Genomic DNA, 13,630 nt, shown 5'->3' on the forward strand with positions numbered 1-13,630 from the left:
GCCGGGTCGATGGTCGTGATGCGTCAGCCGGCCTTCAGACAGGGGCCCGCCGGCCCGGTGAGGCGGCGCCCACACTTGGTGTCGATGCGGTCCTGGGCCGGCTCCGGGCGCAGCCGGTTCGGCCGGGACGGGTCGAGGGAGACCTGGGTGACGGGCTCTTCACCGGCCGGGCGGAGGCTCTCGGCGACCGGGGTGATCCGGGCCCGCTGGAACGTGATGGCGTTCCAGCAGCCGGAACGCGGCGACACACAGGTCGTGCGTGTGCGGGGAGGACGCCGAGAGGGGGTTGGCCGGCTCAAGGCTGTAGGCGTCGGCTGACCGCGCGACCAGCGTCGCGCGACGGGCGCGGCCTGCTCGCGGCCGCGGAAATCGTCGCAGCCCTCGGCGGAGTCTTGCCCTCCATGCCCGCGCCGCCCCCACCCGAACCGAGGCCTGTGGCCGTTTCCCGTCCGTGGCGACGTCCTCCAGCTCGACCTGCTCGCCCGGGCCACGCTGGAGTGCCGGGACCACGACGAGGCCGGACGCCTGGTCGGGACGGCCCGTGACGCGGCACGACGACCCGGTCTGCCCGTCCAGCGGGCCTTCGCTCATCCTCCGAGGCCCGCCTCAAGGCGGCAGAACGGTCCCATGCGGCCTCCGCGGAGACGGGTCGCGGTGCGCGGATGCCCGTGCAGTACGCCCGGACACTCGTCAGTGGCGCGGGGGCACGAGGTGAAGGCCACGGGGCCGTGGCCGTTCCTGGTCGGCAGCCTGGTGGCCGCTCGCCTTCAGCGTGGTGCTGGCGAGGGGGCCGCGGGCCGGCTCACGGCCCGCGCCAGAGGTTGGCGAAGGCGGCGTTCTCGATGGTCCGTCGTTGGCGGACGGCCTCCAGTTCCATGATCGCGTCGTAAACGGCGGCGACCACGGCCGTGGCGGCCTCGTCGTCGAGGCCTGGCTCCGCATCGGACGGTACGGCGCCGATGCCGACGGCCGAGGCGAGCGCGACCAGGACGGGTTCCCTGCGTTCCCAGCGCTCGACCGCACCGTGGCGGGCCGCCGTGTCGACGGGTTCCACGCGTCGCGCGCCGAGTGCCAGGCGACCCCCTCGCTTCCGCGCGAGCTCCCCGTCCGCCTCCAGCGCGCTCTGGTACGTGGCCGAGAGGTCCCTGCCCCGGCGCCACAGCCAGTCCTCGATGCCCTCGTACGGCGCCGTCCGGACGATCCGGCTGAACGCCTCACCGAGGAGCCGGTCGTCAGGAGCCGACGCCCCTCCCGGTACCACCCGGTCGCCGTCCACGGTCACGTGTCCGGCACCGAGGAGGTCGATCAACTCGGCCCCCGCGAGGGCGAGCGACAGGTCCCCCTGGCCGACGGGTGGCTCGTGCCCGGTCCCCATCGCAATGACGAACAGGTCCTTCGCCGTGCTCATGTGACTCCCCTCGCAGACGTCGACATGCGCGCGCCCCGCCCCCGCCCGGTCGTGAAGCCGGCACGGCTGTGGCACGCCGCCCCTGCCAGTATGGTCCAGGCGGGAAGCCCGCGGCACAGCTCGGGGACGACGCGTGATCGATCCGGGACGGGAGTGCGTCGGCCACGAGCCGGTGCTCACCGCGGCGGCCGGCCACCACATTTCGACCCGGCCGACATGTCCGGATCGCCGTACATGAAGAACAGCACCAGCCCATCGTGCTGATCGCGGTCCACAAGGAAGAACCACGAGCATGTCGGCGGGAGTTCCGGAACCGAGGGGGCAGGGCAGCCACACCCACGGGAAAGCGCCTCTCGACTCGTGTTCGGGTCGTCAGTGGGAGTCGGACGACCCGTCCGCCGTCGCCGTCGGTCAGTTGCCAGGTTCCCGTACCGGAGAGGCGCCAGCCGTCCTCGAAGTCGAGGTCCTACCCGTCGAGCTTTTCGAGAAGGGCCGATCCGTCTTCACGAAGCGCCATGCGGGTCCCCTCGACGTTTTCCCAGCTCCCGGCGACTTCGGCCGCCGTGGCGTCGTGGATCCCCGTTCCCTCGTAGTACTGGTACGGGCCGGCACACGCCGCCAGAGCAGCCAAAACCGCCATCAAGACACCGAGGCCTTCCCGCCGCGCTGGAAGAACGGCCGTTACCGCTCCGCACCTGCGGGCGGATCTGGTCGACGAGGGGACGGGACGCCGCTACGGCCGTCCGGTCGGGTTGGGCAAGAACCCACCCGCCCCAAGGACGGGATCCTTGCCACAGGCAGTGACGCCGTCCGGTTGCTGGAGCACGTCGGGAAGCATGCGGCAGGCCACCTTTCCGGTCCCAGGTTCCAGCCCCTGCGGCAGGCCACGGTGCAGAACCACTGCCGCGACGGAGCCGGCCACCTGCACGGGCGCACCACCGAGGACGGCGGGCTGCCGCCCTCGGCCGTCGCGGTCGCTTCGCCCCACGACCAGACGGCCCGCCACGTGCCGCGGACGTGTCGCCCGCTGGAAGGGTTTCGTCGCCCATCTCACCGAGACCTGTGGCTCTGACGGGAGTGCAAGGAAAAAGAAGTGCTCGGGGTGCGGTCCTGAAGGAACCGCACCCCGAGCAGACGACAGCGGCACCTGTACGGTCCCCGGTCGTCCGCTCCACGCGGACCAGCAAGCCTCGCACGACCACTGGTCTGGATTCCCCCGGCCGGACTCCTTCCACCTGAGCCAGCCCTTCCCGCAGAAGGCTTGGAGAAGGCTCGGGCGCAGCAGCACGACAACGGGTGCCCCCGCCCCGTTCCGGTCCCGGACGTACGGCTTCCGGAGGGGGCGCGCGGCCGTCGGGAAGCCGTGTCACCGGTCTCCTCAGGGCACGAGGAGCCAGAAACCCTGGTCGGCGTACTGCCCGTCGATGCCGACCGTGACGGTGAGGGTGTCGTCGCGGTCGCCGCACTGAGGGGTCTTCGTGTAGGCCGGGTAGGCGTCGGTGCCGAACGGGACTCCGGCCACCGGCACGGTCTGGGGCGTGATGTTGTGGACCGTCAGCCGTGGGTCGACGAACCTGATGCAGTAGATGCCGGTGCCGGCCTTGGTGACTTCGGAGATGCCGGTGCCGCGGTCGACGTCGCCGTTGTACTTGATCAGTCCGGCGGCCTGCGTGTGGGGGGCTCTGACCGGGGTGCCGATCCCGGTGGCGAGCGCGATGCCGCCGGTCACGGTCGCTGCGGTGAGAGCGGACGCGGCCACCAGCGTCACGCGGGCCTTCTTCGTCTTGAACATGGGTACTGCCTCTCGGGGTACCCGGCACCGGTGCGGTGAGCCGGGCATGGGGGGGTGGGGGGCAAGCGACGGGTGCGCGGACGGGACGGGCCCCGGTCAGTGGACGGTGACGGTGAAGAGGCTGTCGATGGCGGCCCCGTTCAGGTTGCGCACGTAGACGAGGATCGTGTCGGTGGTGTTGCCGCAGGCCGCAGTGGGGGTTTCGTAGGCGTGGACGCTGCCACCGGCCGGGCCGCCGCTGACCTGGACGATGCTGCCGGAGAGGTCGACGGCGTCGGGCCCGACCTTTACGCAGTAGCCCCCCGTCTGGAACTTGGAGCTGGCCAGCACGTTCTTCTGCTTCAGCAGGGTGCCGTCGGCGGCGACCTTGGCGGCCGCCTGGGTGTAGGGCGCGAACACCGGGTCCGGGATCGCGTGAGCGGGGGCCGCGAGGGCGAGGGGGACGGCGAGTGCCCCGACACAGGGCAGGATGAGACGGCGCATGGAAACCTCGGGTTCTCGACAAGCGCGATGACGTGACCTACGCACCGCGTGATCACCAGTCATCAGATGGGCAGCGTTCGGGCCGCGCGACCGGCGGCGACGCCCCGTTCCGCTGTGGCGGTGACCGCGCAACCGCAATGGCCCCAGGGCGGCGCGGGAGCGGTCAGAAGCGAACGGGAATCGGCCGGGTCGGCCGGGCGCCCCCCGAACACCGCCGACACCCTGGAGACGATGCGCGATGAGCACCTCATGCGGGCTCACGCGATGCACTCCGCACCCGGTACGCACCGCTTACCGCACCAGCACGACCGGGCCGCTCCCCGGGACGCGGGACGGTGGGCTCCATGTGCGGCGGGCTCGTCGCTGACTCTCTCCTCCCACGGGCGGCGGTGAGGCGTGCGGGCACGGCGCTCCGGCACGGGTGCGAACCCCCGCCGGCCCCACGGGCCGGTCCCCGCGCCCCCCTCGTCCCAGGTCCGTCCGGCCTCAGCGGCGGCGAGGGCCGGGCCGGGGAAAGCTCCTCGGTCCCGCCCACTGCTGCGGTCACCCGTCGTGCGAGGGGTGCCTCGCCCGCGACGTCCCGACGGACGCAGGCGCGAGCCCCGGCCTGCCCGCGCCGGCGACGCGGCGGAGGCCGTGGCACCCTCCGTCCCGCCCGACCGTGGAGCGGCGGCCCCGCACGTGCCCCGGGGCCGCCCCCTTGCGGGTGGCCCCGGGGCGGCACCGGGGCGAAAGTCGCCTACACCTGCGCCCGGCCTGCCTTGCGGGCCCACAGGATGAGCGGGACCTGCAGCGGGAGGCGGGCGTAGGCGGCGGCCCGCGCGGGCGCCGGCCGGTCGCGCCAGTCGTAGGCCATCTTCACGTTGGCCGGGAAGACCGCCGCGAAGAAAAGCGCGGCAGCGCGGGCGCTCGTCCGGCGCGTCGCGGGCAGGGCGAGTCCCGCGGCGAGCGCGAGTTCCACCGCACCGCTCGCCGCGGTCCATGCCCGGGCGCTCCCGGGCAGGCTCTCCGGCACGATGGTGTCGAACTGCTTCGGCGCGACGAAGTGTGCCGCACCTGCAGTGGCGAGCAGTCCGGCCAGAAGCAGTGCGGGGCGGGCGGATGAGGCCATCGGGTTCCTCCGGGCGGATGAGGGGCGTCCTGGGACGAGCAATACATTACCGGCCGGTAGGTATGCGGTGGGAAGCCGCCCGCACCACCGGACGCGTCCCCTGCTCCTCGGATTTCTCACCACGGCTTCACGGCACCGCTCTCCGCACGGCGCGCCGCCGCCGCTGCCGGGCGGAACAGCGCCCCCGTCGCACATCCCCGGTGTGCACGCTTTCCGGGCACGTCGCCCGAAGACACCTCCGCGCAAGACCCGAGCACCGTCCACGGAGGGAGAGAGCGACATGCCCCCGCTTCCGTCGTTCCGCTGTCGCCGTGGCCGCCACCAGTCTGCCCTTCGCCCTCGCGGCATGCTCAGGCCCGGGCGCGCCGGTGTGGGCGATGAGCCCGTCGTGCTCGGCCAAGGCGGCACGGAGGGTCTTCATGCGTCTGCCCGTGAGCGTCCGGCAGTCGATGCAGACCCGGGATCCGTGGGGTGTTCCGTCTGACAGGACAGCGTCACAGCGTCCGCATCGAGGGACCCGTCGCGAGGCCATGTCTCCACCGTGCGCGCGGCAGTCGTCGGACCACACGAGGGTGTCAGCGGTCAGAGACGCGGGGATTGTCCATGGGTGCGTGTGACTGAGCGCGCTGCCGTCCCATGCGGCGAACTCGCCCGTGTCGAGAAGCGCCGCTCCCTCGGGTCCGGAAGCCCTGGTCTGACCTCCCGGCACCCCGGCGAGTGCTGCCCGGTCCGTCTTCGCCTTCCGCCTGCTGTCCCGCTGTCCCGCTCAGTGGTGGAAGTGGGGCTCAGGTCGGGTCCAGAGGGTGAGGTCGCTGCTGGTAGCGACCGCCAGGGTCAGGCCGGAGGGAGAGAACCCGGCTGCGCGGAGTTCTGAGTGCTCGGAGTGGAAGACGTGCCACCACGTGCCTCCCGCCGGACCCTTGTGGGAGCCGCCGTCGACGGAGAGGATGACGCGGTCGTGGGGCCACTCGGGGCTGACGACGTCCAGGGTCCAGCCGTCCGGTGTGGTGCGGTGCAGACCGCCACCGAAGAGCCCGGCGATTCGCACCGGCGTGCCCTCGGCCGGGCCGAGCCCGGGGCAGGTGAGATCCGGCGACGCGTCCGGAGTGCTGGTGTCCGGGTCCGGGTCCCGGTCGCGGGCGATCTTCTCGCCCGTGACCGCGTCGAAGAGTCCGTGGCCGTCGCCGGACACGACCATGACGAGGTCGTGCCCGCTGTCGGGATGGACGGCGAAGCCAATGCCGAGCAGACCCCCGATGGGGGTCCTGTGGTCCAGCACCGGCTGCCAGGGCTCCGGGGCCGGCATGACGGCGGCCCCGATGTAGCGCTCGCGCAACTTCTGCTGGTACTCCGTGATCAACTCGTCTCCTCGGGGCTGTCCGTGACGAAGGGCCGAGACCAAACCGAACTGGTCGCCGACACGCTGAGGGCCGCGTTCAGCACCCGCCGCCCACCGGTCCGGTGGTCTTCCACTCGGACCGCGGTTGCCAGCCCAGGTTCAACCGGTTGAAGCAGCGTTCCATCCTGCTGCGCTGCCGGTAGCGCTGCTTCCACACGATCCTGTTGGGCACCATGCGATCATCCAGCAGTTTCCCGCCCACAACGACCTGGGCAGCGGCCGCCGGACGAACTCCCACTCGGCATACGACAGTTCATGGCGGCGTGTCACTCGGACATGGTCCACCACTCGAGACCGTTTGAAGACGACCCCTGGTCTACCGAACCCGACTTCCCGGGCCGGCCCCGGGGGCCACGTGGAAGCGGGAGGCGTCCGGGAGGGAGCGGCGGTCGTGGGGTTCCAGCATGTCCCTGCGGTCGAACCATTCGGTCAGCCGGGTGCGGGCCTGTTCGTCGCGCCTGCGGAAGCGGTCGTCCGTGCGGTCGGTCTCCGCGAGGGAGACCTCTCGGAGCAGGACGCGGATCGGCGCCATGTCGTCCTCCGGCAGGTGAAGGGCCAGCACGGAGAAGGCGGTGCCCGGGGGGAACACCACCTCCGGTTCGTCGTCCGTACCGAGGAAGACGGACGTTCGGCGGCCGGTGGTGGACCAGACCCCGAACTCCACCGCGCCCTCCAGTTCCGCGTCGCACGCCGGAACGGCCGCCACCGCCGCAGGCTCGACGAGGACCGAGCCCTGCGCGTACCGGTCCAGCGGCACTCCCTCCGCCGGAGCCGCGAGCATGACGGCCCCGTAGTGCCCCGGCAGGCGGCGCAAACCCGAGTCCAGGCAGCGCAGCAGCGGGGTGAAGGGGCCTGGACCGGCCGCCCTCGCCGCATCGGCCAGCCCCGCGCGAGACCCCAGGCCGGGTGCGTCCGCCTGGTACAGGGCGATGGCCACCAGGTCCGGTTTGAGGCCGTCCTGTGCGAGGGAACGCAGTGACGGCAGCCGGGAAGCCAGCAACTCCGCCTTGCTGGCAAGGATGTGGTACTCCTCGCCCAGAAGCTCCCGGAGGGCCGCCCGGTCGTCTGGGCCGCTGCGGCCGCCCGGCAGGAGCGAGGTGGTGGTGGGTTCCGGTGTTGGGGCGAGCGGCTCCGGCTCCTGCTCGGGCTCCCGTTCTTGCCCTTGCTCCTGCTCCCGTTCTTGCCCTTGCTCCTGCTGAGGTGGGGTCAAGGAGGTGGAGCCCGACCAATGCAGGTCCAGTTCCCCCGCCCAGGAGCGTGTCAGCTGCTCGTCCGACGCGGTGCCGTGGAGCAGCAGGCCGTACGGTTCCGTCGCCCCCACGTCGGGAAGCGCGGCCAGGACGCCGGGCAGGGCGTGCAGGAGCTCGGGCGGCAACGGGTGCTCGCCGTCGCCCACGATCAGGGTCGGGCGGGCCGGGTCGGGGTGCCTCGTGCGCGGTGCGGCGTCCGGCTGCCGGTCCGCCGGACGCAGCCAGAGGCCCGCCGGGACGAGTTCGACGACCCAGTCCTGCAGGTCCGCGCACGCGTAGAGGGCCGGGGCCTTCGCCTCCGGTCCGGAAGGCCGCAGCCACGCGGACGGCGCCACTCGGCGGTGGGCCGGCGAGGCGGCGAGTTCGAGCAGGAGGGGCTGCCAGGTGGATGCGCCCCGTCCGTCGAGGAACGTGGTGGCGTGGTCGTCGGCCGTCCGTACGGGAAGGCCGATCGCGGCCCGTACCGTACGGTCGAGGCCGTCCGCGAGGGCCACCGCCATGGCGACGAGGTCGGACGGACCGGCCCACGGTGCTGCCAACAGGAGGTCCCGGGCGTCCGCTGCCGCCTGCGGCACCCGGGCCAGAAGGCCGGCGGCGGGCAGCGCGGGGCGGGCAGGTGATCCGATGCCCAGGAGGTAGGTGCCCGGGGCGACGCCGATCAGCGGCTCGACCGCCTCGGGCAGTGCCCCGAGCCAGATCCCGCCCGCGACGGCACGGGCGCCTTCTTCCGGTTCCTCCGGCGTCGCCGTGCCGAACCCGTGCCCGCCGCCCTGGGACTCCGCCACGACGGGGACGGGCGGGGCGGGAGGCGGGAGCAGTTCCTCCGCTTCCCCTGCGACCGCTGGTTCCTCTGCGACCGCTGCTTCCTCTGCGGCCTCCGGTTCTGTGGCTTCCACCGCCTCCGGGGGCCAGCCCGGGCCCAGTTCGCGGGGCTCCTCCCCCGGTTCCGCCAACCACCAGGTGCCCGGTTCCGCGAGGCGCAGCGTGCCGTCCGGTTCGACGCTCACCACACCGTCCGGGGCGATCACCGTGAAGTCCGCCGCCATGGCCACCGCGCGTACGGGGCGGGCGCCGCCGGCGCCCGGGGCGGCGAGGCCCGAGGCGGCGAGGAGGAGGCGGGTCGCGCCGCGTTCCCGGGCGAGGAGCACCAGGTCGGACAGGGCGCGGCGGAGGACCGGGGCCGCGTCCGGGGCGGCAGCCAGCACCAGGAGCGCGCCGGGCAGCGGGGGCAGTCCGTCCAGGACGGGGGCCAGGGCGGCGGCGGTCTCCGCGGAGGAGATCACCAGGTGCGGGCCGACGGGGCGGGTACCCGTCCCGGAGACGGAGACGGAGACGGAGACGGAGACCGGGGCGGGGGCGGGGGCGGCGGGGGCGGGACTGGTCATCCGAGGTGTCCGTTCTGCGGGGTCCGGCCGTCGGGGTCGAGCAGCGGGGTCTGGAGCTGGACCGTGCGGCGGCGGGTGATGTGCTGCGCGCGTCCGGTGGGCAGCACCTTCGGCTTCGTACCGCCGAAGAGGTAGCCCTCGGTGGGCGGGCAGGAGAGCAGGACGGCCGGGGTGTTGACGTCCTGGAGCTTGCGCAGGAGCGGATCGGACAGGCCGCGGGAGGCGCCGTTGGCGGAGCGGGCGACGATGAGGTGCAGGCCGATCTCTGCGCCCTGGGCGAGGTTGTCGAGGACGGCGGCGAAGGGGTGGGCCGACATCGAGCCGTTGACGAGGTCGTAGTCGTCGACGAGGACGAAGAGTTCGGGTCCGCTCCACCAGTCGCGCCGCCGCAGCCGGTCCGGGGTGATGTCGGCGGACGGAATCCGGTTGGCGATCGCCTTGCCCGCGCCGGTGATCATCTGGCGCAGGGGGTCGGCGGAGACGGCGTAGCCGAGGCGGTACTCCTCGGGCACGGTCTCGTACATCTCGCGGCGGAAGTCGGCCAGCATGAGGCGGCCCCGGTCGGGGGTGTAGGCCCGCATGACCTGGGTGGCGATGTGCTTGAGCAGGTTGGTCTTGCCGGTCTCGCTGTCGCCGACGACGATCAGGTGCGGGTCCTGGGAGAAGTCGTGCCACAGCGGCTGGACCTCGGTGTCCTCCAGGCCGAGCGGGATGCGCAGGGAGCCTTGGGGGGCGGGGAGGTCGGCGGCGTCGAGGACGAGCGGGAGCATCCGCACCTCGGGGGCGCGGGGGCCGGTCCAGTGGTCGGCGACGACGTCGACCAGGTCGGCGACGCCCTCGCCGAGGTCGTGGGCGGTGCCGATGCCGTCCATGCGGGGCAGCGCGCACAGGAAGTGCATCTGGTCGGCGGTGAGGCCGCGGCCGGGGATCTTGGGGACCTTGCCGGCGGCCCGCATGTTGACGACGGAGTCGACCGGGTCGCCCAGGCGCAGCTCGAAGCGGGTCTGGAGCTGGTCGCGCAGGGCGCCGGTGATCTCGCCCCAACGGGTGGTGCCGACGACGAGGTGGACACCGTAGTTGAGGCCGCGCTGGGAGATGAGGGTGAGGGGCTGGACCAGGTCCATGAACTCCTGGCGGAGGGTGTTCCAGCCGTCGATGACGAGGAACACGTCGCCGTGCGGGTCGTCGGGGAGCTCCCCGGCGGCCTTCTTGCGGCGGAAGGCGGCGACGGAGTCGATACCGAGCTCGGCGAAGTACTTCTCGCGGCGGGTGACGACGGCGTTGACCTCGGCGATGGTGCGCAGCACCCGGTCGGGGTCGTGCCGGCCAGTGACGCCGCCGACGTGCGGCAGGCCGCGCAGGCTCGACAGGGCGCCGCCGCCGAAGTCCAGGCAGTAGAACTGCACTTCGGTGGGGGTGTGGGTGAGGGCGAGCGAGGTCATCAGGGTGCGGATGAGGGTGGACTTGCCGGACTGCGGGGCGCCGGCGATGCCGATGTGGCCGTCGGCGCCGGCGAGGTCGGCGACGAGCAGGTCGCGGACCTGCTGGAAGGGCCTGTCGACGACGCCGACGGGAACCTTGAGGGTGCCGCGGACCTCGCCCTCGGCGGTGAAGCCGTGCTCGGGGTGGGGGCCGATGGGGGGCAGCAGTTCGTCCAGGGTGGGCGGCACGTCGAGCGGCGGCAGCCACACCTGGTAGGCGGGCGGACCTGCGTCGGTGAGGTGTTCGGCTGCGACGGCGAGGAGGGTGCCGGTCTCCTCGGGGCCCGTCTCCTCCTCCGGCTCGGGGATGGTGGGCAGCACGTGCGGGGCGACGTACTCGGTGCCGAGGGCGGCGACCTGGCTCTCGATGACCGAACGGCGGGCGTTCGGACGGCGCTTGGGCCGGTAGGTGCCGGAGACGTAGGCGGCCTTGAAGCGGCTGAGGGTGGAGATGTCGCTGCGCAGGTAGCCGTTTCCGGGCTGGGAGGGCAGCTGGTAGGCGTCGGGGACGCCGAGGACGCCCCGGGACTCCATGGCGGAGAAGGTGCGCAGGCCGATCCGGTACGACAGGTGGGACTCCAACTGGTGCACACGGCCCTCGTCGAGGCGCTGGGAAGCGAGCAGCAGGTGGACGCCGAGAGAGCGGCCGAGGCGGCCGATCATGACGAAGAGGTCCATGAAGTCGCGGTGGGCTGCGAGCAGTTCGGAGAACTCGTCGACGACGACGAAGAGGGTGGGCAGCGGGTCGAGCGGGGTGCCGGCGGCGCGGGCGGTCTCGTATTCCAGGAGGGAGGCGTAGTTGCCTGCGGCGCGCAGGAGTTCCTGGCGGCGGACCATCTCGCCGTGCAGGGCGTCGCGCATGCGGTCGACGAGGTCGGCCTCGTCGGCGAGGTTGGTGATGACGGCGGAGGTGTGGGGCAGGCCGTCCAGACCGAGGAAGGTGGCGCCGCCCTTGAAGTCGACGAGGACGAAGTTGAGGATCTCCGAGGAGTGGGTGAGGGCCAGGGCGAGGACGAGGGTGCGCAGCAGTTCGGACTTGCCGGAGCCGGTGGCACCGATGAGCATGCCGTGCGGGCCCATGCCTCCCTGGGCGGACTCCTTGATGTCGAGGTCGATGGGGGTGCCGTCGGGGCCAAGGCCGAGCGGGACGCGGAGCTTGTTGGACTGGTTGCGGCGCGCCCACTGCTCCTTGACGTCGAAGCGGTGCAGGTCGGGGATGCCGAGCAGGCCCGCCAGGTCGAAGTCGGTCTCCAGGGGTTCGCCCGCGTCGATGCTGTCGCCGAGGCGGTAGGGGGCCATGGCGGTGGCCAGCCGGGTGGCGGCGGCGGGGGTGAGGGCATCGGGGACGCCGAGCGGGGTGATCTGGTCCTTGCGGTTGCGGTCGGCACCGACCATCTCCAGGGCACCGGGGGCGTCGGGGTCGCCGGTGATCCGCAGCCGGAGGGTGAGGCGGCCGTGCTTCCACTCCAGGGTGGAGCCGACGTCGACGACGGTGGCGTTGCGGTAGCCGCCGAGCGCGACCCGGTGGGGGGCGGTGAGGACGGCGCCGTCGAGGACGAGGACGGTGTGGGGCTCGTCGCGGCTGGGGGTGGCGTCGGGCTCGTACGGGGGCCGGGCGCCGAACTCCTCGCCGAGGAGCTGCTCCAGCTCGCCGATGCTGCCGGCGACGAGCCGCAGCGGTCCGGCACCGTCGGTCTCGTGGGGGTGCAGGGCGTGCGGGAGCCACTTGGTCCACTCCCAGTGGGCCCGCCGGTCGGGGGCGGCGACGACGGCGACGCGCAGTTCGTCGGGGGCGTGGAAGGTGGCCATCTGGGCGAGGACGGCACGGACCAGGGCGCGGGCCCGGTCGTCATCGGGGCAGGTCTCCGCGCCGGCCTCCGCGGTGGTGTCCGTCCTGGTGGCGGGGTCGGTGTCCCCCGTGCGGATCAGGACGTGGGCGAAACCGCGCAGGTGGATGGCGACGGGCTGGTCGGCGATGGAGCCGTACGCGTGGATGAAGCGGCGCAGCGCGTGGGCGCTGAGCGGTTCGAGGTCGTCGACCGGTTTGGTGGCGAGCGGGGCGAGGCGGACGGCGAGCCGCTGGGAGCCCAGCGCGATCCGCACGTCGCTGAAGTCGGGGTGGGAGGAGCGGCGTTCCCACAGGCGCGAGGTCCTCACCAGGAAGGGGAGTTCGGCCGGGGCGGGGTGACGCCAGGCGAGGGCCTCCTGCTGGCGGAGGACCTCCTTGCGGACCTGTCGCCGCATCTGCGCGAGGTAGCGAAGGTAGTCGCGGCGTTCGCCGGTGAGTTCCTGTTTGCGGTCGGCGTTGCCGCGCATGATCTGGGTCACGATCATGCCGATGGCGGACACGGCCATGGTGCCCATGGCGATGTACGTCATCACGCCGCCGTTGGGACGCAGGAAGATGAAGACCATGGAGAGCGAGGACAGCGCCATCGGCACCATCGTGATGATGCTTCCCACGCCGCTCTGCTTCTCGGGCAGGCCGGGCGGCTCCTGGAGCTGGATCTCGCCGTCGGGCATCTCGGGTCCCGGCCGCCGCGGCGGGCGGTTGACTTGCACCACGCTCAACGAACAACGCTCCTCACGCCCGGTGCGCGCGGGCGGCCGACTTCGTGCGGTTTCCTCGTCAGTCGGGAACGGACGGGGGGTGCGGGACGGTTCACCCCGACCGTGCGGTTCCCTCGGGTGAGCGCCGGGTGAACCCCGACGGAGGGGAGGCGCGTTGATCCCTGCGGCAGGGAGGGACCCGAGATCGGGGGGAAGAGCGTGCGCGCGTACGGATGCCCGGCGGGCCGCCCGGGACGCCGTCCCGGGCGGTCGCCGGGGAGGCCGGGGCGGTGTACGTATGCTCGCCGGGACGGCGTGGGGAGGAGAGCGGTGAACGGGACCGGATCCGGCGGTGGCAGTGGTGACGGCCCTGGGGCCGGAAAGCTGTACGGGGCGGGGGTGCCGCCCCGTGCGTGGCTGCCGGACGTCGGCCCGGAGGACGAGGACCCGCTCGCCGGAACCGTGACCGGTCTTGACGTGCCGGAGGCCACCGCGGCCGAGGTGATCGGCGTGCTCGTCCGGATGCTCGGGACGACGGCCCCCGCCGGACTGCCGGATCCGGAGGCGGTGCTGATCGCGCGGGTGTTCGTGGTCGACGAGCATCCTTCGGCAGTTCGCTGGAGCGAGGACGAGCGGCGGTCGGTGGCCGAGCTGGCCGCCGCCCTGGTGGCCAGCCGCGGCGAGGAGGGCGTCGAGGCGCTCGTACGGGAACTGCGGGACGCGGCGCGCGGGAACGGCTGAGCGCCGTGCGGCGGCGGGATGCCCACGGAC

The 13,630-nt window shown here is 72.9% G+C and carries 10 protein-coding genes; 1 reads left to right on the forward strand and 9 read right to left on the reverse strand.

The window, feature by feature from the left end; genetic code table 11:
* Positions 1-23 precede the first annotated feature (23 nt).
* The 9 genes from ACFW22_RS06170 to eccCa form a co-directional block, all read right to left on the reverse strand.
* Positions 24-248, reverse strand: coding sequence for a hypothetical protein (locus tag ACFW22_RS06170; protein WP_386399630.1), 225 nt, complete (start codon positions 246-248; stop codon positions 24-26).
* A gap of 554 nt (positions 249-802) precedes the next feature.
* Positions 803-1,408, reverse strand: a complete 606-nt coding sequence (locus ACFW22_RS06175) for a GPP34 family phosphoprotein (protein ID WP_386399633.1) — start codon at positions 1,406-1,408, stop codon at positions 803-805.
* Between the two features lie 1,378 nt (positions 1,409-2,786).
* Positions 2,787-3,200: a hypothetical protein gene (locus ACFW22_RS06180; RefSeq protein WP_386399636.1), complete on the reverse strand. Its 414-nt coding sequence runs from the start codon at positions 3,198-3,200 to the stop codon at positions 2,787-2,789.
* Between the two features lie 96 nt (positions 3,201-3,296).
* The gene (locus ACFW22_RS06185; protein ID WP_386399639.1) at positions 3,297-3,683 is read right to left on the reverse strand and encodes a hypothetical protein; all 387 of its coding nucleotides are present in this window, start codon (positions 3,681-3,683) and stop codon (positions 3,297-3,299) included.
* A gap of 739 nt (positions 3,684-4,422) precedes the next feature.
* Positions 4,423-4,794, reverse strand: a complete 372-nt coding sequence (locus tag ACFW22_RS06190) for a hypothetical protein (protein ID WP_386399641.1) — start codon at positions 4,792-4,794, stop codon at positions 4,423-4,425.
* Positions 4,795-5,560: 766 nt separating this feature from the next.
* Entirely contained in the window at positions 5,561-6,154 is a 594-nt protein-coding gene (locus ACFW22_RS06195) for a hypothetical protein (RefSeq protein ID WP_386399644.1), read from the reverse strand.
* Between the two features lie 76 nt (positions 6,155-6,230).
* Complete coding sequence (locus ACFW22_RS06200) at positions 6,231-6,368, reverse strand: hypothetical protein (protein WP_386399647.1); 138 nt, start codon at positions 6,366-6,368, stop codon at positions 6,231-6,233.
* Positions 6,369-6,509: 141 nt separating this feature from the next.
* Entirely contained in the window at positions 6,510-8,828 is a 2,319-nt protein-coding gene (locus ACFW22_RS06205; protein WP_386399650.1) for a hypothetical protein, read from the reverse strand.
* A complete protein-coding gene (eccCa, locus tag ACFW22_RS06210; RefSeq protein ID WP_386399653.1) occupies positions 8,825-12,880 on the reverse strand; it encodes a type VII secretion protein EccCa in 4,056 nt (1,351 codons plus the stop codon). Before eccCa ends, ACFW22_RS06205 begins: the two co-directional genes overlap by 4 nt.
* 309 nt (positions 12,881-13,189) lie before the next feature.
* Between eccCa and ACFW22_RS06215 the strand changes: the two genes are divergently transcribed.
* Entirely contained in the window at positions 13,190-13,600 is a 411-nt protein-coding gene (locus ACFW22_RS06215; protein ID WP_386399656.1) for a hypothetical protein, read from the forward strand.
* Positions 13,601-13,630: the final 30 nt, after the last annotated feature.

The sequence above is a fragment of the Streptomyces sp. NPDC058872 genome (genome assembly GCF_042743065.1).
Classification (GTDB): Bacteria; Actinomycetota; Actinomycetes; order Streptomycetales; family Streptomycetaceae; genus Streptomyces.

What these genes read in the sequence shown, in the direction of transcription:
- ACFW22_RS06175 (WP_386399633.1), bottom strand. Translation starts at nt 1,408, where the DNA reads ATGAGCACGGCGAAGGACCTGTTCGTCATTGCGATGGGGACCGGGCAC.
- ACFW22_RS06180 (WP_386399636.1), bottom strand. Translation starts at nt 3,200, where the DNA reads ATGTTCAAGACGAAGAAGGCCCGCGTGACGCTGGTGGCCGCGTCCGCT.
- ACFW22_RS06185 (WP_386399639.1), bottom strand. Translation starts at nt 3,683, where the DNA reads ATGCGCCGTCTCATCCTGCCCTGTGTCGGGGCACTCGCCGTCCCCCTC.
- ACFW22_RS06190 (WP_386399641.1), bottom strand. Translation starts at nt 4,794, where the DNA reads ATGGCCTCATCCGCCCGCCCCGCACTGCTTCTGGCCGGACTGCTCGCC.
- ACFW22_RS06200 (WP_386399647.1), bottom strand. Translation starts at nt 6,368, where the DNA reads ATGGTGCCCAACAGGATCGTGTGGAAGCAGCGCTACCGGCAGCGCAGC.
- ACFW22_RS06205 (WP_386399650.1), bottom strand. Translation starts at nt 8,828, where the DNA reads ATGACCAGTCCCGCCCCCGCCGCCCCCGCCCCCGCCCCGGTCTCCGTC.